The organism is Paenibacillus sp. HW567, from assembly GCF_000374185.1.
Classification (GTDB): Bacteria; Bacillota; Bacilli; order Paenibacillales; family Paenibacillaceae; genus Paenibacillus_AQ.
The window spans coordinates 3,345,327-3,364,575 of sequence record NZ_KB910518.1; the positions used below are offsets into that span (position 1 = coordinate 3,345,327).

General features: G+C 52.4%; 18 protein-coding genes and 1 tRNA gene. 3 read left to right on the forward strand and 16 right to left on the reverse strand.

All coding sequences use genetic code 11. The features are described 5' to 3' along the window. Window positions 1-73: 73 nt before the first annotated feature. Both B212_RS0115295 and B212_RS0115300 read right to left on the reverse strand, forming a co-directional pair. Window positions 74-1,168 carry a glycerol dehydrogenase gene (locus tag B212_RS0115295; protein ID WP_019911772.1) on the reverse strand — a complete coding sequence of 365 codons (1,095 nt, stop codon included), beginning with the start codon at window positions 1,166-1,168 and terminating at the stop codon, window positions 74-76. Continuing rightward, window positions 1,165-2,100 carry a hypothetical protein gene (locus tag B212_RS0115300; protein ID WP_019911773.1) on the reverse strand — a complete coding sequence of 312 codons (936 nt, stop codon included), beginning with the start codon at window positions 2,098-2,100 and terminating at the stop codon, window positions 1,165-1,167. Before B212_RS0115300 ends, B212_RS0115295 begins: the two co-directional genes overlap by 4 nt. Window positions 2,101-2,252: 152 nt before the next feature. On the opposite strand from B212_RS0115300, the gene B212_RS0115305 reads away from it, so the two are divergent. After that, a complete protein-coding gene (locus B212_RS0115305) occupies window positions 2,253-3,092 on the forward strand; it encodes a YihY/virulence factor BrkB family protein (RefSeq protein WP_019911776.1) in 840 nt (279 codons plus the stop codon). A gap of 3 nt (window positions 3,093-3,095) precedes the next feature. Here B212_RS0115305 and B212_RS0115310 read toward each other — a convergent pair whose 3' ends face one another. The 8 genes from B212_RS0115310 to B212_RS0115345 form a co-directional block, all read right to left on the reverse strand. Next, on the reverse strand, window positions 3,096-4,442 hold the full coding sequence (locus B212_RS0115310) for an FAD-dependent oxidoreductase (RefSeq protein WP_019911778.1): 1,347 nt from the start codon (window positions 4,440-4,442) through the stop codon (window positions 3,096-3,098). A gap of 203 nt (window positions 4,443-4,645) precedes the next feature. Continuing rightward, the gene (locus B212_RS0115315; RefSeq protein WP_019911779.1) at window positions 4,646-5,290 is read right to left on the reverse strand and encodes a DUF4367 domain-containing protein; all 645 of its coding nucleotides are present in this window, start codon (window positions 5,288-5,290) and stop codon (window positions 4,646-4,648) included. After that, window positions 5,280-5,732, reverse strand: coding sequence for an RNA polymerase sigma factor (locus B212_RS0115320; RefSeq protein ID WP_019911780.1), 453 nt, complete (start codon window positions 5,730-5,732; stop codon window positions 5,280-5,282). Before B212_RS0115320 ends, B212_RS0115315 begins: the two co-directional genes overlap by 11 nt. Window positions 5,733-5,923: 191 nt before the next feature. Then, a complete protein-coding gene (locus tag B212_RS33180) occupies window positions 5,924-6,814 on the reverse strand; it encodes a stalk domain-containing protein (protein ID WP_019911781.1) in 891 nt (296 codons plus the stop codon). Window positions 6,815-7,023: 209 nt separating this feature from the next. Continuing rightward, on the reverse strand, window positions 7,024-7,596 hold the full coding sequence (locus tag B212_RS0115330; protein WP_028530859.1) for a TetR/AcrR family transcriptional regulator: 573 nt from the start codon (window positions 7,594-7,596) through the stop codon (window positions 7,024-7,026). A gap of 48 nt (window positions 7,597-7,644) precedes the next feature. Next, a complete protein-coding gene (locus B212_RS0115335) occupies window positions 7,645-8,658 on the reverse strand; it encodes an NADP-dependent oxidoreductase (RefSeq protein WP_019911783.1) in 1,014 nt (337 codons plus the stop codon). 31 nt (window positions 8,659-8,689) lie between these two features. Further along, entirely contained in the window at window positions 8,690-9,442 is a 753-nt protein-coding gene (locus B212_RS0115340) for an SDR family NAD(P)-dependent oxidoreductase (protein WP_019911784.1), read from the reverse strand. 302 nt (window positions 9,443-9,744) lie between these two features. Then, window positions 9,745-9,828 (reverse strand) — tRNA-Leu (locus B212_RS0115345). Between the two features lie 178 nt (window positions 9,829-10,006). On the opposite strand from B212_RS0115345, the gene B212_RS0115350 reads away from it, so the two are divergent. Continuing rightward, complete coding sequence (locus tag B212_RS0115350) at window positions 10,007-10,462, forward strand: hypothetical protein (protein WP_019911785.1); 456 nt, start codon at window positions 10,007-10,009, stop codon at window positions 10,460-10,462. A 65-nt stretch (window positions 10,463-10,527) separates the two neighbouring features. Here the strand turns inward: B212_RS0115350 and B212_RS0115355 are convergent, their stop codons facing one another. From B212_RS0115355 to B212_RS0115365, 3 genes are all read right to left on the reverse strand, one after another. Beyond that, window positions 10,528-10,746, reverse strand: coding sequence for a hypothetical protein (locus tag B212_RS0115355; protein WP_019911786.1), 219 nt, complete (start codon window positions 10,744-10,746; stop codon window positions 10,528-10,530). A 121-nt stretch (window positions 10,747-10,867) separates the two neighbouring features. After that, on the reverse strand, window positions 10,868-11,185 hold the full coding sequence (locus tag B212_RS0115360; RefSeq protein ID WP_019911787.1) for a hypothetical protein: 318 nt from the start codon (window positions 11,183-11,185) through the stop codon (window positions 10,868-10,870). 104 nt (window positions 11,186-11,289) lie between these two features. Further along, on the reverse strand, window positions 11,290-11,862 hold the full coding sequence (locus B212_RS0115365) for a xanthine phosphoribosyltransferase (RefSeq protein WP_019911788.1): 573 nt from the start codon (window positions 11,860-11,862) through the stop codon (window positions 11,290-11,292). A 178-nt stretch (window positions 11,863-12,040) separates the two neighbouring features. Here B212_RS0115365 and B212_RS0115370 point away from each other — a divergent pair, with 178 nt between their 5' ends. Further along, window positions 12,041-13,162 (forward strand): YkvI family membrane protein, encoded by a 1,122-nt coding sequence (locus tag B212_RS0115370; RefSeq protein ID WP_019911789.1) that lies wholly within the window; start codon window positions 12,041-12,043, stop codon window positions 13,160-13,162. A 113-nt stretch (window positions 13,163-13,275) separates the two neighbouring features. Here the strand turns inward: B212_RS0115370 and B212_RS0115375 are convergent, their stop codons facing one another. The 3 genes from B212_RS0115375 to B212_RS0115385 are packed head-to-tail and all read right to left on the reverse strand — an operon-like array spanning window position 13,276 to window position 19,062. Further along, window positions 13,276-16,539 (reverse strand): AAA family ATPase, encoded by a 3,264-nt coding sequence (locus tag B212_RS0115375; protein WP_019911790.1) that lies wholly within the window; start codon window positions 16,537-16,539, stop codon window positions 13,276-13,278. Beyond that, entirely contained in the window at window positions 16,536-17,921 is a 1,386-nt protein-coding gene (locus B212_RS31530; protein WP_019911792.1) for a metallophosphoesterase family protein, read from the reverse strand. The genes B212_RS0115375 and B212_RS31530 overlap by 4 nt, the downstream gene beginning before the upstream one ends. 4 nt (window positions 17,922-17,925) lie before the next feature. Next, a complete protein-coding gene (locus B212_RS0115385) occupies window positions 17,926-19,062 on the reverse strand; it encodes a glycosyltransferase family 4 protein (protein ID WP_019911793.1) in 1,137 nt (378 codons plus the stop codon). Between the last annotated feature and the right edge of the window lie 187 nt (window positions 19,063-19,249).

Consider the following 19,249-nt stretch of genomic DNA (forward strand, 5'->3'; position numbering starts at 1 on the left):
AACTAATGTTCTCATTGTTTGGAACACGAAGGATAAATATGTACGGCAGCAGCTACGCAATAATTAACAATCGTCAGACTCCCTGCCGCCCCCGCTTGTCTGCGGCAAGTATCGCTTCCAGCACCTGCTGCGGCGAAACGGTAAAGGGCATGCACGACATCGGACCGTCCCCGGCACAGCTTGCCGAAGCAGCCTCCGCGAGTCTCTCCTGCGGAATGCCGGACAGCCCCATTTCGCTTAAGGTTAGCGGCAGCCCTGCCATCCGGCAAAAGTCCACAACCGTATCAATCTCCGCTGGCGGGGCTTGTTCCAGCATGAGCTGCGCCAGCGTGGCGAACGCGACCTTTTCACCGTGCAGCACATGACGGCATTCCTCCAGCAGTGTCAGCCCGTTATGGATCGCATGGGCCGCTGCCAGCCCGCCGCTCTCAAAGCCGATGCCGCTGAGATAAATATTGGCCTCGACAATCCGCCCGACAGCATCCGAACTCCGGCCTTCCCGGCAATCCCGCAGCGCCTCTGCACCGTCCTCAAGCAGCGTGTCATAACAAGCCTTGGCAAGGGCAAAGGCGGCGATGGAACCGCTGCCCCCGGCTTGGGTAACCGCGCCAGAGCGCCGGCAGGCTCTGGCTTCATAATAGGTGGATAAGGCATCGCCCATCCCGGCAGCCAGCAGTCTTGGCGGAGCCTTGGCAATAATATCGACGTCTGCAATCACAACATCCGGGCTGCGCCGCAAGGGAAGGTACCGGTCCAATCTGCCGTCCTCCGTATACAGCACGGATAAGGCGCTGCACGGCGCATCCGTGGAAGCAACGGTAGGGACGAGAACAACCGGCAGGGACGAGAAGTGGCTGACGGCTTTGGCCGTATCCAGGGTTTTGCCGCCGCCGATCCCTATAATTACATCTATGCCGCCCGCTTGGGCTTCGGCCACAATCCTGTGCACCTGCTCAAGGGAGCATTCTCCTCTGAATTCATGCTGCAAGAGACGGACGGAATGTCGCTCACAGCTCTGCGTAATTTCTTCTCCGTAGAGGGAGAGAATAAACGGATCTATAAGGGCATAAGCCCCCTGCGCCTCCAATTGTGAACAATAGAATCCAAGCTTTCTGATCTCGCCGCCGCCCTGAATATATTTTGACGGTGAACTGGTGATTTGAGTCATAGGTAAGTTCCTCCTTTTCCAAAAGCGCGCAGGAGCAGCAGCTTCTCAATGATAATTTCGCTCTTCCACCAGTTCTCACTGATGGCGAATTCCCGCTCATAGGCTGCCCAGCTCCAGGTCAAATTCCAGATTCCCTCCGGGTTCCTTGCCGCCAGAAGATAATCCAGCTCTTGGTGGAGTAAGTCAGCGTTATCCTCATAGCCCGGGCTTTCCGGTGATTTGATGAACACGGAAGGTCTGCAGCTATATCCGCTCCAATTGGCGGCATCCCGGTGCACCAACGCTGTAATCTGTTTCGTTGCAGCTTCTCGAAGCTCTACATAAGGAATTATCTCCTGCAACCCCGCCTCCGCCACACAATCCAGGAGTGTAACGACACACTTCAGCGGATGCATTTCAATATTCGGATTGGCGAGAAAAAGCTCACTCAGTTCCCCGGCTATCCTCCTTCCGCGCTCATAGAGTCTACTGCCGCTGTCCGAAAATTTCAGGATAAATCCGGTCAGAATCGCCGTTGGGTTGAAGATACTGCGGGCGGAACTGTTAGAGCTTGTATGCCACCAGGGAGCATGGGGATATCCGTTGCTGGATTCCACAACATTTTTCCACGAGCCGCCTTCCATATCTGCTCCACTATCCAAGTATTTCAGAATCCCCTGAACGACTGGATGCGCTCTATCTTCAAAGTGAACCTCCAGCAGCTTCTCAACGGCATTCGCTGTCTGAATTGGCGAAGTATTAGGGTTCCATGAATCGGCCTCCAGCGCATGGGCGAATCCCCCATCCTCATTCTGATACGCCGCTAACGCTTCCAGCACAGCGGAGACCGGCCCCGCTTCGAAATGGTATTTCCATCTGGCCAGATCAACCGGGCGGGAGTTGCGATAGACCCAGTTTCTAATAGCTTTGAAATCCTGCTCTGATATATTCATTAACATTCTCCTCCTCGGGCGTTGAATGATTAATATTCTTTATAACTTGTATTAAAAAGGACTCTCTCCTGGATTGCTGTGATTGATTTAACCCGGCGCATAACATAAGCTATTGAATAAACGGAAGTTACAGGATTGCAGAGGAGGGACTTATGAGGAATTCAGCCTTCAGGAGAACGTATGACTTCTCGAAGCAATTGTTCCTGAAAATCAAGCTAGATGATGTTCAAGGAATCGGCGCGCAGTTAACCTACTATTTAATCCTTTCCCTGTTCCCCTTCCTGATCTTTATAATGACGCTGATCGGGTACGCCAACATTTCACTGGAGGACAAAATCCGTGATCTGGAGCAGATTATGCCGGAGGAAGCCATCTCCATTATTGAAGAAATTCTAAAAGACGTCTCCGAGGGCCGGAGTCAGGCCTTGCTGTCCTTCGGGATGCTGGCTACACTATGGGCCGCTTCCAAAGGAATCAATGCAATTATCAAGGGCCTTAACCGTGCCTATGATATTGAGGAGAGCAGGGCGTTCTGGAAGGTGCGGGGCATAGCTTTCCTGGCCACGCTGATCATCGGCTTTGTGGTGCTGCTCAGCATTCTGCTGCTCGTACTCGGCACCTGGCTGAAGACGAGGGTGTTTCTGCTGGCCGATCTGCCTTACGGCTTCCAGAAAATATGGGACCTGCTGCAATATGCCGTCCCGCTGCTTGTCCTGTTCGTTGTCTTCACCCTGCTGTACTGGATTGCCCCAAGCCGCAGGCTGACGTTAAAAGAGGTTATGCCCGGCGCGATGTTTGCAACCATCGGCTGGATCACAACCTCTGTTCTCTTCTCTCTGTACGTTAATCAGTTCAGCGATTTCACCAAAACCTACGGCAGCCTCGGCGGCGTCACGGTTCTGCTGATCTGGCTGTACATCAGCTCCATCATCATCCTGGCAGGCGGCGAGATCAATGCCATCCTGATGAATCGTTCAGGGAAGCGGCCGTAATTCTCACTTAGCATCTGCATCCGGCAGATATGCGCCTTCTTCCCGCAGGCGTCGGCGCAGCTCGGAGATATCCACTGCATGTACATTATGTTCCGGGAGCACGGCCGCCATGGCTGCGGCTATTCCCGCAGCCTCACCCATCGCCAGACAGACCGGCATGACTCTGACGCTGCCTTGCACCTCGCGCACACATGAAATGGAGCGCCCGGCAACCAGCACATTTTTCAGCGAACGGGGGGTCAGACAGCGGTAAGGAATGCCATGCGATTCGCCCGGACCATAGCGCTTAATCGCCTCAGGTTTCCCGCCAGCCTGCTTCTCTTCCTTCTCCGTCCCGTGAATGTCTATATAATAGCTGTTGCGGCAGATTTCATCTTCGAAGCTGCGGCGGCTGACATAATCATCAACGCTAAGCACGTAATCTCCCACGATTCTCCGTGTCTCCCTGACCCCCATCAATGCCCCGGTATTGGCTACATACGAGTTGCCGAAGGCGGCAGGCAGAAATTCCGCAAGCGCATCCCTATAGGCTGCGGCCAGCTTGCGGCCCTGCATCAGAGCCTCAGATATGGATAACACCTCTGTATTGTCCACGTCCCATAAATGTCCCGCATTGAACCCCACGGTTCTGGGAGCAACGATATTGTTGCAAATATGCGAATCCGGGATCAGGGGATAGCGGCCAGAGGCGAGAATATCGTAGATCGGACTGGTTTTATTGTTGTTATGCAGCATCGGTCCATGATGATACGCATACTCATCCACATTCCCCAAGGTGAAGCAGTGGGTGGCAGGCATCAGCTCGCCGGTGGCAGTTTCTCCCTTGAGGTATTCCGCGCCTGCCCATGCAGCAACATCAGCATCCCCCGTACAGTCAATGTATACCTTGGCCTGCAGAGCCTGGAGGCCGCTTTTGCTGGCTGTAATCAGTGCCGTAACCTTACCCGCCTCATCCGTATCTACAGCTCCAAGCTGCGTCATGAACAGAACCGTAACCCCCGCCTCCTGAACCAGCTCATCGTAGATGACCTTCAGCTTCTCCGGTTCTATGGGCACCCAATCCACCGCTTCCTTGCTGACATGCGGCATCTGCGCCTTCAAAGCCTCAAATACCTTCAACGCAAGCCCTCTGTAGATGATAGTCTGCATATCGGAAAAAGGACACCACGCCGGAACAAGCCCCGACGTCCCCATTCCGCCCAGGCTGCCCGTTGCTTCAATGAGCAGGGTTCTTGCGCCTTCCCTTGCTGCCGCAGCGGCGGCGGTACATCCGGCCGGACCACCCCCGACAACAATGACATCCCACGAAGCCTGGAGCGGAATTTCCCTGCTTATTCTGTAGCTGCCCATGCGCTTCCCTCCCCTTCTCCCGCCTCTATCGTAAACGTTGTACGAAATGCGGCATTCTAACTATATATGCCTGCTGCTATAGCAAAATGCTGTATTTGGGCAAGAATAACGGCTATAAATAAAGAAACAAAGAATGTACCGATTTATATAAACACCCGGCTCGCTAACGGGCATCGGATGAAAGACGCACGATTAGCTGTAAATTATTTGGATGCGTATGGAGCAACGCCTTCCGCTAGCTGAACCATAACCTCCCGGGATAGGGGCTTGGCAGCCGAAACAGAGAAGGAATAACCGTCCTTGACCCATATTGCTATAGAAAAAAGTCCGTTGCTACCCTTCAGGGTGAATTCCCCGCCGTCTATAGGAACACTCTCGACTTGAGCATATTCGTTATACTCTCCGCTCACGTCTCCCTTCCGTTCTGTCATCCGAAACGTAATCCTGTTAGTACCGTCAGTGTAGCTTAGCTGAGCGGTCTCTCCGAATAGAGCAGAGATAGCCTCCAGCTTATACCCTTCGGGCAATACAGCAGGCACATAAAGGGGAAACGGAAGGTTCATGGCCAGGTCGGACAAGCTCTTGTAATCCACTACAGGAGAGGAGTTCTCTACAGGTGGGGCCGGGGTCTGTGATGTCTTTAGAGCCGGCACCGCCACTACAATACAAACCGCGAGAGCAAAGCAAGCAGCAACAGAAATCACGGCTTTACGTGAAAAGCGAAAAAATGCAGGCTTCCTTAGCCGGGGCCTATTGTAATCCGCCTGCGCCAGGCGGGCTACTATCCGTTGTTCCATCTCAGGGGTTACAGAAATCAAGCTTTGCACCTGCTGATATTTATTCTTCAAAGTCATACACCTCCATCAAATGCTCCTTCAAAATAAATCTGGCCCGATGCAGCAAGGAACGAATGGTAGAATCCTGCTTGTTCAGCAGGTTGGCTATCTGAGCAGTACTCAGGTCCTCTTGATAAAACAGGTGTACTACCTCACGGTACTTAACCGGCAGCGAGCTGACAGCCTCCCACACAAACGTGAGGTCCTCACGGACCTCACAAGCAAGGGATTCAGACAAATCCTCCCAGCGACGGCGCTGATTATATTTTATTTTGTTTTTGCAAAGATTGATGGTCACCCGCAGCAGCCATGCTTTCTCGTGCTCCGGGCTATCAAAAGACGGCGCTTTCCTGAGCATTTGCAAAAGTGCTTCCTGGAGCATGTCCTCAGCGTCCGCCATATTATGAAGATAGGAATGGGCCAGCCGCAGGATGGCATTCCCATGTTGGTTCAATGCGGCCTCCGCCCACTGCTGGTTAACCTCTTGGTCTTGTAACGCTATCCTATCCGCATGAGGTCCTGACTCATAACGAAGCGAGAACAGAGGAACAAGCAACAGACGATATAAGAATAAGGTGAAGCGGACAACAGGTTCTAACGCGTTAATGCATTTTAAGGGCGGTCGCAGCCGTACAACGCTATTCGTCATAGTATTGTAATGCTGAGGATAATGTTCTGCACTTGTTCAGCAGTAAGGGCTTTGTTAGCCAGCAGACAGTAATTGAAGCCATCTGCTTCCCATGAGGCTACGGAGACAAGCCCTTTGTTCCCTTTCAGGGTAACCTCGAGGTTCCCAATGGCAACTGTCTTGGTACTCTCATAGACATTATAATCGCCGCTGATATCACCGGTTTCCTGAGATACGCGATAATACAGAGTCTGCTCTCCGTTCCTATAGATGATCTGAGCCATTCTGCTGTTGAACACAAAGATTTCGTCCTGCTTGTAGTTTTCGGGAAGTTCGGTAGGAACCGCAAAATTGGCGCCCGCTGCCTTTCTCGCAGCATCTATGCTATCGTAGTTCACAAAAGGGGTCGGGAGCTGTGTATTCTCCATCTTGCTGCCGCTGTTCACGATGATCTTTCCCCCCTTTACCACTACCGGATTTGCCTGATTACCCAGCACGATGCTGAACAGCTTCACAGGCACGTAGATGGAGCCTCCGATTTTCACAGGAGCGGCGCCGAGGGGAACAGGAGCGGTCATACCCTCGGATTTGGTGCTGTAAGCGAAGTAATTGTCATCCCCAAGCACTACGTCAGTCTCTCTTTCTCCATTTTCCGCATGTAATTTCTTCTCCTTTGCGTTCCAGGTAACCGTAAAACCAAGAGCCTCAAATACTGCCCGTGCAGGTACCATATCTACTTTATTTATGACCTTCGCCTGCAACTTGATTTCTTTTGGTTGTACAGCAGACCGGGATTCATGATGGGGGGCAATCAGCAGGTTCTCCGATGCTCCGGCCGCCAGGGCGGACATGGTGGGCACTGCAAGCGTAAGCGCACAAGCCACAATGGTAGTAGATATTTTTTTCATAATCGAATTCTCCCTTCATCTTGAACCGTTCCAGCGGTTCGGCACTCTATATACAACTGGCGCGGGAGAATTGTTGCAAGAGTTCAGATCTTTTATTCATAAAAAAATATTTTGGCTCCACACAAAAATGACCCACAAGAGGGTCACTTTTTTTGAAAGCATCCGTCTTATGGGCCACTGTTCAGCTTCAAAATTCATATTTTGCCTTCTCAATCTAAAATACTCAGTGTGGTAATCATAACACCCGATAATTTCTCCTGGTTCGTTGCTGTTTTGACCATCGTACGTAATCCTAGCCAAGCATTCATGAAATAATGAGAAAGGGCTTCAGGGTCAAGCTTAGCTTCGATTTCACCTGTTTGTTGACCGGCAAGAATGAGATTATATAACAGCTTTTCTGTTTTTGAATAGCTATCTTCAACAAAGGAAGAAACTTCCTGATCTAGTAATCCCAGCTCCACACCCGAATTAACGAGGAGACACCCCTGAGGGTCTCCTTCTTTCTCCAACGTTGTCTCCAAAAAATGTCGTAATATTTCTTTAACCGGTTCCTGCCTCTCAACCAATAAGCTCATTTTGTTGCTTTGAATATCCGCATATCGTTTAAGCGCACACATATATAAGGCATGCTTATCTCCAAAAGTATCATATATGCTTCTTCTGTGAATCCCCATATATTCAACTAATTCTTGCATCGAAGTTTTCTCGTAGCCCTGCATCCAAAAGAGCTGTATCGCTTTATCCAATACTTCATTAACTTCAAATTCTTTATGTCTGGCCATAATGATCACCCCGTGTATCCATTATACATTGAAGTGAACGTTCTCTCCTTACAAATTTATGATCACCTTCCCTTTTGGACGTCCGTTTGCGGTTAATTCTAACGCTTCATTTATTTCGCCTATAGTAAATTGCTTTTGATGAAGCAGTAGAACAATATTGTTTTTTTCAATGATTTTGGTGATTTCTCTTAGCTGTGCGCCATCAGAGCGAACAAAGATAAAGCGGTATTCCACGCCTTGCTTCTTGGCTTTGTGATCAAATTTTGCGCCAGCAACAGAAAAAAGCTGCTGCTTCCACCAAGGGAAGTTATTGTCTTCGGCGAAGCGCTTATTGGGTCCTGTACGGAGAGAGAGCAATCTTCCGCCCGGCTTAATGATTGTTAATTCATTATCGAATTCGCCCGCTCCCAAGGTATCCATCACATAATCGACATTCTCCAACAAGTCAACGTAGCTTTCCTGTGCGTAGTCCAAATATTGGTCTGCACCTATTGCTAAAGTACGTTCGCGCATTTGTGAGTTGCCGCTAACGATTACCTTTAGTCCCATTGCCTTAGCAAGCGGGACAGCCATTTGACCAAAGCTGCCCGATCCACCCGGGATGAAGACAGAATTTCCAGGCTGCGCCTCAAGTTCTTCATGCAAGCCCTGATACGCCGTAAGTCCAGTCAATGCTGCTGCTGCAGCTTCTGCATAGGACAAGTTTTTGGGCATTGGCGCAATTGCGTCAGCATCAATTGCAGCATATTCCGCAAATGCACCAATTTTTCTCAGCGGCAGCCGTGTGTAGATTTCATCACCTTTATTAAAGCCTTTCACATTTTTACCAACTTTTTCAACTACTCCTGCCAATTCATTACCAAGCGTCAACGGGAATTCATAATCTTGAATCAGTTTTACGCTGCCTGTAATAATTAACATTTCGAGTGGATTGACAGCCGCAGCTTTGACCCTTACCAAAACCTCGTTGTCAGCAACTTCAGGAATGGGAATCTCATTGATTTGAGCATGGATTTTTTTGGAATACTTGGTGATCTGAGCCGCTTTCATGAGTGTTTTCATTAATAATCAACATCCTTCTGGTAAGTGGCCTTTAGAATTCTGAAATTACCGGATAGATTGGTCCTCTCAAATTGAAATCATAGTTCTGATCTACAATGCCTAGCACCTCGTTGCTATCATAAAGGTCCACCATGAAGCCTGCCATTTGCTTGGCAGTATGATATTTGCGCATGTTGGCTTTGTAGTCGTAATCTTCGGCATCCAAAGATTTTTTCACGAATTCAGTTTCCGTAATGGCTGGTGCCAGAATTTTCGCTTTTAGCTTTGCCCCTTTCAATTCCAGCTCTTTCGCAAGCCCTTCAGTGAAGGCACTAACGTAATATTTAGAAGCAGAATATGCAACACTTCCTACAGCAACAGCATATCCCAGTGCTGAGGACACATTAATCAACTGAGTACCTTCCACATCAGCATAGTCTCTCACATAGAGTGTAGAAAGAATCGTCAAGGATTCGATGTTAACACGCAGCATAGTCTCTACTTTTTCCAGCTTCTGATCAGCAATAAGAGAACCCTCTCCAAGTCCCGCATTATTAATCCATGTCTCAATTTGATATTTCTTCAAATCGTTATACAGGGTATACGCCTGATCAATAACCGAAAGGTCACTAGTAACAATAACAACGTCTACAGCAGAATTTAATTCTTGAATTCTTGATTTAAGCTCTTCTAATTTGTCCAGTCTTCTGGCTACAATAATCAGATTTTTACCCTTAGCGGCAAACGCCAATGCGGTCTCATAACCTATACCTGAACTTGCTCCTGTAATAACTGAATATTTCATACGATTCTCTCCCTTTTTAAAATTGTTCTGATGATTTGAGAATGATCATTCTATTTAAAGCGATAAAAATCGGTTAGATCTAACTTGAACTAAGCATATCATTTCTAGAACGATCAGTAAAGTATATTTTACCGAGAAAATTGTTTTGTTAATCCCCGTCAGCGGCAAGGATCGAAAAATATTCCGCAACGTATCCGATGCACACGCCACCCTATCGCCTGCTGGGAATAATCCCATAAGAACGAAATAAGCTTCTGAATCTCCAACAAAGGAAATTCAGAAGCTTATTCATTAAAAGCTGATGCGGTCAAGAGGACTCGAACCTCCACGATATTGCTACCACTGGCACCTGAAGCCAGCGCGTCTGCCAATTCCGCCATGACCGCATATTTAGATGACCATTTTCGCGGCCACAAGATAGATCATAACACGATGAATTCATGAAGTCAATCTTTTTATAATGATTTAATTCTAAATGAATTTTTTGTATAATAATTGCTTTTATTTGTGGATAAGGTGTATAATAAGAACAAAGGTTCGCATACTATAAATGAGGTGATTTATATGGCGACTACCAAGAGAAATCTTCTACACTCCGCAACACTCCCTGAAGAAATAACCCAAAGCGAAATGTCCCTTGTCAGAAGCTATCTGCTGCTAACGTTTATTCATAAAGTATTTGAACGTGATTGCCGGGTAATCGGCAAAAGCGGGTTGTTCAAAACTCCACAGCTATACATGGAGCTGGTATCCGGTGCAACGAAGAAAACTTCACTGATGCTGCAGGAGATCACCCGTGAGCTTACTGCCCATAATCTGAAGATCACCACTGTCCGCCAGGATCAGCGCGGCGTAGAAGCCCAGTATTCCTGCCGCGGATATACCGGTGAGATGAATATTCCGTGGCCCGGCTTCCGCAATGAAATGATGCAGCGCATGCGTGCCTATCTCGGCTTATCCCCGGAGATTCATGGTGCTCCCCGGGAAGAAGCGGTCGAACAAATGGCGTTGTCCATTTAGGACAACTGTTGCCGTCTATAAGTACAGCAGCCCCATCCATAACCGGACGGGGCTGCTTGTGCTTTTTATAAATTCTCAAGGGTTTGTCTAGGGTCGTCATAAGGCTGGTATATATAGTTGCGGTCCAGCTTCACTACCCGCTTATTGGGGCGGCGGATCATCACCTGAGACTCATCCCAGGCCAGGACAATCCCTTTAACATCATTACTCTCCAAGCCGTCACGCACAACACGTATACGTTCTCCGGATATCCGGTAAGCATCCAGTTGTTCATCACTGATCATGCGGTCCAAAGTCTCCTTTCTACACTCCATCTAGCCTTTCCACTCATGAAAAAGACCCCAATGATAAACCATTCGGGTCTAATTGCTTGCCAATTTCATCAATGTATATCTTATGAAGTTCCTATATCAGCGCTTCATTCTTCTCAAACCAGAAGTCAAGAACTTTAGCGGACATCACACGTTCTTCCAAGTATTCCACCTGATGCTCCGTGAAATTCTGTCTCCAATTGAAGGACAGTTCTTCACACAAACCTGTGATGGTCAGAAGCTCCGACCAAGCAACATAACGTTTGTACCAGAAAAACTGAGGATGTTCAATCATATAGGGGTACAGATCGTCGAACTCCGTATGTTTGCAATCCAGCGCACGCTCGAAATGATCCTTGGCCTCGGTTAATTTATCAATAAAAAATTGCTCTGTCACCGGTTCTTTCCCCATTGTGACGCCTCCTCTCTCATGTCTGATACTCATTATAAAGGAAAAGTTATAGGGTGAAAAGCAGTTGTTGCAAAATTAGGCTGCGTTCCTGTATTTGTCACTGTTTAATTGTCAAAGACAATTGATCCTTCGCTAAGAGACGTAATTCTGACAAGCGACTCCAGCCGGATGCCCTGCTCCCTGATCGTTCTTGCTCCCGCCTGGAAGCTTTTCTCCACAACCACACCCAGTCCGACCAGCTCAGCGCCCGAGCGCTGGATGATTTTGATCAAGCCGCGTGCGGCATCCCCATTGGCGATAATGTCGTCGATAAAGAGAACCTTATCGTCCGGGGAGATGTACTGGCGGGACAGCATGATATCTGTAACGATCCCCTTCGTAAATGAAGGAACTCTCTCACACAGGGCGTCGGGATCGGCAAGCAGCGTCTTTTTGCGGCGGGCAAAAACAAGCGGCACCTTCATCTCGTAAGCGGTGGCAAATGCCACGGCAATACCCGAGGATTCCACGGTAACTACCCGTGTTACTCCAGCATCAGCAAATCTCCCGGCAAACTCCCGTCCCATTTCCATCGTCAGCTCAGGGTCTACCTGGTGGTTGAGCAGTGCATCCAGCTTCAGCACCTGATCGGAAACGATGACCCCTTCCTGCAAAATCCGTTGTTTCAACAATTCCATGGCTATGAACCTCCATTACCCTTTATATTTCAGACGTTCCACTATAATAACCCCACTTAAGCATTAGGCAGAAGTCATGTCCTTCTGCTCATCATCATAACCTGTACTATATGGACTGCACAAGGCTATCCTTTGAGCATCGCCATTTTATCAATGCAGCACTTTTAGGAGGGGAGTCATGAAATCCCATGTCCGCACTATGCAAATCGCCTTCACTTATATTGGCACCATCGTAGGCGCCGGATTCGCCACCGGCCAGGAAATCCTCCGTTTCTTTACAAGGTACGGGCACTGGGCAGTGCTGACCATTCTGCTCTCCACTGTACTTTTTATATGGCTGGGAACGAAAATGATGGTCATCGCCCGCCGCATCGGAGCAGATTCGTATGAGGATTTCAACCGGTATCTTTTTGGAGAACGTGCGGGAAGCATCATCAGCCTGTTTACGATGATTATCCTGATAGGAGTCACCAGTATTATGCTGGCAGGGGCCGGCGCTATTTTTGAGGAGCGTCTTAAGCTGCCTTTTCAAGTGGGACTGCTGCTGACCCTATTCGGCTCCTACTTATTGCTGAAGCGCGGCATTTCCGGCATTCTGCAGATCAACAGCCTTGTCGTCCCTTTAATGCTTACTCTGTCGCTAATTATTACTTTTAATACGCTCGGGGTTCCGGGTGCGGAACGTTTTCTGTTCTTGAGAACTGACCATAACCTCTTTGATGCCTGGATGTCCCCTCTGCTCTATACCGCCTTCAACCTCGGAATGGCCCAAGCCGTATTGGTGCCGCTGGCCCGGCATACGGATGATGAACAGCCGCTTTGGCGGGGCGGCATTCTCGGCGGAGTGGGGATTGGGTTCATGCTGCTGGCCGCGCATTTTGCCATGAGCTCGCAAATGCCGGGAATTCTGCAGTTCGAAATCCCTATGGGCAGCATCGCGTTTCGCCTGGGTCCCATTGTGCAGCTCATCTATCTGCTGCTGATATTTATGGAGATTTTCAGTACCTTTGTGGCAAATATCTATGGTGTCGGCGTACAGCTACAGCAGCGTCTGCCTATGGCTCCGGTCCTCGTGACCCCGCTGCTGATGCTCATCTGCTATCTCTTCAGCCAGTTCGGCTTCAGTTCGCTGCTGGGCGTGTTCTATCCGATCTTCGGCGCTTTGTCGCTGATATGGGCAGTGATGCTGCTGCGTGCCCCGATGTCCCCGCCTCCGCGCAAGGGCGATCCTCCCGGTCCCGGAGGCAAAGGCATCACTATTGCTGCGGTGAAGCCTGTAATTCGCATTACGCGAAGATGATTGCTGCGGCAAGGAAATCTTGACTTGGTCACTCTGGCAACAACCGAGATTAGAAAATACAACTCAAACAAAGCCGATGTGAGGGCTGATTGAGCAAGGCGCCGGTAGCTGGTTTAGACGGGAACGACCAAGGCTGCAGGAATTATTGCAGCCGCCGCCTCAGCCACATGTCTGTGGCAGGTCATCATGACAATCTGCCGGGAGGCTGACAGTTCACCCAGCAGGGCCAATGCCGCATGCAGACGGCGTTCATCAAAATTGACGAACAGGTCATCAAAGAGCAGCGGCAGCTTGGCCTGCCGCGCCATGGTCTCCGCGAGCGCCAGCCGGAGCGCCAGGTAGAGCTGCTCCGCCGTCCCACGGCTAAGCAGACCGCTGTCCACCAGCCCTGTATCCTTGTGCTCGGCCTTAAGCTCTTTGTGACCAAGCGTCATAACTACCCGCCGATACTCCCCTTCTGTCAGCTTGGCAAAATAATTGGAGGCCAGCAGCAGCACCTGCGGCTGTTTCTCCTGCTCATAAATGCGCCGTGTTCTGCCCATTAGCTCCGCCGCCAGCGCAGTTACCGCATACTGGCCTGCGATCATCCGCAGCGCCGCCCGCTGCTCCTCCAATTGCTGAAGCACCGAATCCTCCATGCAGCGTTCCGTCAAATGCTCCTGTTCCTTAAGCAACTTGCCCCGGTGCTCCAGCAAGGCATTCCGCTCCTCCTCAATGCCCGCCGCAGCTTCCTCCGCAGCGTTCCGCTCCTGTTCCAGCGCATAGGCGTCGTGATGCTCCAGCAGTGCCAGCAGCTCAGAGGCGCCCGTATGTTCCCAGCCTCCGAACATGGCCAGCTCCCACTGGCGGATCGACCTCGTCAGCTCTGTCCGAAGCTGTACAGCCGCGGACCGCCGGAGAAATTCCTCCCCGCCTTCGGCACCGCCCTCCTGCAGCAGCTCGCGGCAGCGCTGCGCCAGCTCGTCCAGCACACGGCTGCTCTCGGCAAGCTCTGCCTTCACTTCCAGAAGCCGTGCAGCAATTCCTTCCCGGCGCAGCAGTTCAATCTGCAGCAGATCCCACTCCCGCTTGCTCAGCTCCAGCCAGCTAAGCAGGGACACCTCCTCCCGAATGCTCATCTGCGCCCCCGCTTGCGGCTGGTTCGCTGCAGCGGATTCACTTGAAGCGGGGAGAACAGTTGCTTCTTCCAGCTTCGCCTTGGCTTCATTCATCAACGCCAGTACTTCATCTTCATAGGCAGAGCACTCTGCTGCCAATTCTTGCAGCCGCGAAGCAAGCTTGTGCTGTTGGCGCAGCAGCTCGTTGCCCTGCTCGACCCGGACGAAGATGTCCGGCAGTCCTTCCGGCGACAAGCCCTCCGGCAGCTTGTGCTGATACAGCCACTCCTCATAGCGTCCGTTCAGCGCTATGAACTCACTCTCGGCACGTTCCAATTCTCCGGCCAGTGCCCGCTCCTGTGCCGTCAGCGTGTCCAGCTCCATCCGGCAGGCATCCCGCTGGGCCTCCAGCCGTTCCACACGCTGCCGCCAGGCGCTCCAGGCTTCCATGAGCCTGCGAAGCGCCTTCATCCCGGCCTCCAGCCCGCTTGCGTCAGGGCTGGGCCCCCCCGCCGGCCTCCGTCCCGGCCGGCTCAGCCCGCTCTCCGGCTCCGCGCCGGAGAGCAGCAGCCCCCGCAGCCGCAGCATCTCCGCTGCGGCTGCGCTGCCCTCCCCGCCGTGCCCCGGCGGGGCAGCGTCCGCCCTGCGCTCTGCGCCCAGGGCGGCCCACAGGGCCAGGTCGGCCGCCGCCAGCAGGCCGAGCGCGACCCAGGCGCTGACCGGCGGCGCGCCGGTCAGCCACAGCGCTGGCGGCAGCAGCAGCGTGAGCGCTGCGCCCGCCAGCAGGAGGCGCCGATAGCGCTGCGCCCGGCGCCCGGCGCTGCCGGCCCCGCCGGCTGCGCGGCCGCGCAGCGGCCCTTCGCCGAGCTGCGCTTCGCGCCAGCGCTCGGCAGCCTGCTGCAGCTCGTCCCAGAGCTGCAGCAGTTCATGCGGGCTGCGCGAAGCCAGGCCCGCGAAGTCTTCGGCACCGGCGGCGTGCTCGCGCGCCAGTGCCCGCTCTGCCGCCTGCAGCGCAGCGGCGGCGGCGGCCAGGCCGGAGCGGAGATTCTGCCGCTCCGCTTCACGGGCCTCCATGCGGCGGTCATAGCCGGTGAAGGCCTCAGCGAAACGCCGTGCGGCTTCACGGTCTGCCGCCGCACCGGAAAAACCCGCAAGCTCGGCAGACCCCCAGCCCGCGCCGATTCCCCGCAGCACGTGCTCCAGATGCCCCTCCAGCGCAGCAAGCTCTCCAGTAAGGCGTTGACGTTCCGCCTGTTTATCCTCATAGCTGCTGCGGCGGCGGTCCAGCGCTTCAAGCCGCGGACCCTGCGCTTCCAGCAGCCTGTCCGGCGGATTGTGCGCCAGGCCTTCAGCAAGCTCGCTGTGCTGCCGCTTTAGTCGATGTACCGCGCCTTCAGCACTGCGGACTTCTCCTTCCAGCGCGTTCCAGCGCGCCGCGCCGTCCTCTGGAAAAGAATCAATAACAGGCAGCCCTTCCAGCTCCAGCCGGGCCTCACTCCATTTCAGCCACAGCCCGCGAATATCCTGGACTTTGCGCAGCTTACGCAGCCGGTCCCCTTCCGTCTGCCGCCGCGCCTCCAGCCCTGAAAGCGCATGCTCCGCAGCCTCCAAAGCCGCGGTGTTCAGATTATATCTTGGCAGATATGACCGGCTCTCAGCGACTTCTCTTTCCAGCTTCTCAATCATCTGGAGAAGCTTGGCCGCCTCCTGCACCTTGCCGCGCGGCTTGTACAGCTTCTCGGCATCCTGAAGCAGCCGCCGCTCCGCCCGCAATATTTCACCGCCTCCGCCCATACCCGCATGGAACAGATAGCTGCTCATTTCCTCGGATTGCAGCGTTCCAAGCTCCTGCAGCTCATCCAGCGATACGGCAAACAACTGCCGGAACATACTGCGGGAAATACCGCCCAGCAGACGGCGCTCCATCTCGCCCTGATCCGCTTCCTCCGTTCTTCCATCCGGATAGCTGACGGTGATCTGCAGCTTTTCGCCTCTACTCTGTGTATCCCCTCCTGCCGCATACCGGCGGATGCTCCACAGAGCACCTTCGCCGTCGCGCGCAACCAGCATGCCCCCATGCTGTCCGCCCTGTGACGGCTCATATCGTTCCACAGGATTAGCTCTGCTGGAAATTCCGAACAGCATAGAGCGGATGAACTGCAGCGTCGTGCTTTTACCGGCCTCATTGCGGCCATAGAGAACGGTGACTCCTTGACCCGGCCTCAACTCCCGATTATGCAGACGGCCGAACCCGCCAATCTGCAGCTCCTCTATTCTCATCTAGCACTCCCCCGCTCCGGTGTTTCGGCCTCAGCATCTGCACTCTTGCCTCCGGCTTCAGTCGGGAGCATACTGCCTGTATGCCCGTCATTTTCATCCATTCCGGCAAGCAGTGTAATGCCAAGCTCTGCCGCACTTCTAAGCCAGCCCTGCTTCTCCTCTTCTCCCGCCGCTGAGAGCAAACGACGCAGCTCCCGGTTCTCCATCAGCGGTTTCAGCGCACTGCCGATCAACTCCTCCAGCTCTTCTGCCGATTGTCCGCTTCGCCCGGCCTGCCGCAGCATTTCTCCAAGGAAGCTATCCTCCAGCAGCAGCCGCTCCCGGTCAATGGCGAGACCGGTTTCCACAGTGAACCCTTCCGTCCAGACCAGCCCGGCATACTCTTTGTGCTCTGCACGAATTGTTTCTCTGCGCTGCAGCTCGGCGAGCAGATCATCCGCCGCCCCTTTCTCGGACAGTACCTTGTGCAGAGCGCCACGCCCCGTAAGCCGGAAACGCACCACAGACATCCGTTGCGGAAGCTCATCCCTGATCTCTTCTATGGCCTGCTCTACAGACTGTGTCCATTGCGCTTCGTCCTCAAAGCCTTCAATGGATAGCTCACGAACCTGCCAGCGGATAGAATCCAGCTCATGGAACCGGAGGTCCGTCCGGCCTTCGCTGTCCACATCCACGATATAACAGCCCTTTGGCCCTGTTTCCTTGACGCTTCGACCCTGGATATTGCCCGGGTATACAATCGCCGGACAATCATGCAGAATACTTCGTTTATGTATATGTCCCAGCGCCCAGTAGTCATATCCCCGCCCAATCAAGTCTCTGCGGGTGCAGGGTGAATAGGTCTCATGCTGGAGGTCTCCGTCCACATTGCCGTGGAGCAAAGCGATATGGAACAGACTGCTGCCCGGTTTGCGGTTGAAGAGCAGCGCTGTATTCTCCGTCACTTTGGCCGTTGGATAGGAGATGCCGCTGACCACTGCCACCTCCTGGCCATCGCAGCGGCGGCAGGCGATGGCCTGTCCCGGCTCTCCGCTGCCGAATACCGTTACATGCCCGGGTGGTTCCGTATTCAGACGCGGCCCATCCAGCGGGTCATGATTGCCGTGAATCAGATATACTGCAATGCCGTGTCTTCCCAGCTCCCCAAGTGCCTCCTGGAAACGAAGCTGCCCCTGCAAGGAGGCATCGGAGACATCATACACATCGCCGCTGATGACGACAAAATCCACCTCTTCCTGGACAGCTACGCCAACAAGCCGCCCGAGGGCGGCGAAGGTAGACTCCCGCAAATAGGAGCGTATGGCCTGCGGAAGCTGCACCAGTCCGGCAAAACGGCTGTCCAGATGCAGATCCGCAGCATGCAGGAAACGAAATGGAATCATAACCTCACCCCTTCATTCCCTGCTGGTATTGCAGATAAGTTTTTTTCAGCTCATTGGCTACACGCGTCAAAGAGTACTGGCTTTTCGCTTTATCCCAAGCCGAACGGGACAACTCGTAACGGTAGCCAGGATCGCTGATCACCTTCTCCAGCGCATCCGCCAGAGCCAGCTCATCATCAGGCTCAACCAGCAGACCGTTTACACCGTCTTCAATCTGCTCGGGAATTCCGCCCACACTCGTACCGACCAGCGCCAGACAGCTAAGCGCAGCTTCCGCGAATACCGATCCGAAGGCTTCCGCCCGCGACGGGAGCACAAAAATATCAAAGAACGGCATGAACTCTTCCGGATGCAGGGTATAGCCATAAAAAATCGTTTCATTATATATGCCAAGATTCTGAGCCAGCAGCTCCAGCTCTGCACGTGAAGGACCATCGCCAATAATATGCAGCACATACTCAAGATTGCGTTTTTTCAGCTCCGCACATGCCTTGAACAACGTGTCGATGCCTTTGGCCGGAACCAGACGGGTTACTGTAACCAGTTGCGGAATATCATTGTCATGCGGCACAGGCTTAAATCTTTTTTCGTCAAAACCGTTCGGAATCACTCCGATTCTCGAAGGCTGATCAATATAAGGAGCTAAATATTCGGCAAAAGAGCGCGATACCGTCATCAGACGGTCGCTGACATGCTCCAGCTCACGGTAGATCGACACGAGGAACCGATGCTCCAGCCCCCCTTCTACAATGGCCCCATTGAGAATCAGCTCGCGTTCGTAGCTGGAATGCAGGGTCTGAATAAGCGGAACCTCGGGATAAATTTTTTTCATCGCAAGACCTGCAATCGGATGGTGGGCATGAATCAGATCATATTTTTTGCTCATCCGAAGTTTTGTCCACCAGATATAATCCCTGTAGGTCTGAATATATTTCTGCACAACCGGACTTTCGCCATATAGGGTCCAGTCAAAGGTTTCAAAAACGATCTCTTCACGCCCCTTGCCCCGGATTCGCTTGGGCAGCCAGAATAAATCCATCTCCCAGCGGTTCGAACGAAAGCGTTCCTGCAAATGCGGAATCATGGAAGATACACCACCGGGCTGCTCCGGCGGGAAAAATAGCGCTTGCAGCAAGTTCATAAGGACATCCCCTTTACAATTGCCCTGAATACGGTGCGACCCGGCAATTATGATATAGTGATATATGTACATATAAATTTACAGGTACGTTTAGGTCCCATACCTTGATTTTATCGGTATCCACCTGAAACAGCAACTAAGAAGAGCCTTAACACCTATCTAAGATTTTGACAAGAGGAGAATGTCA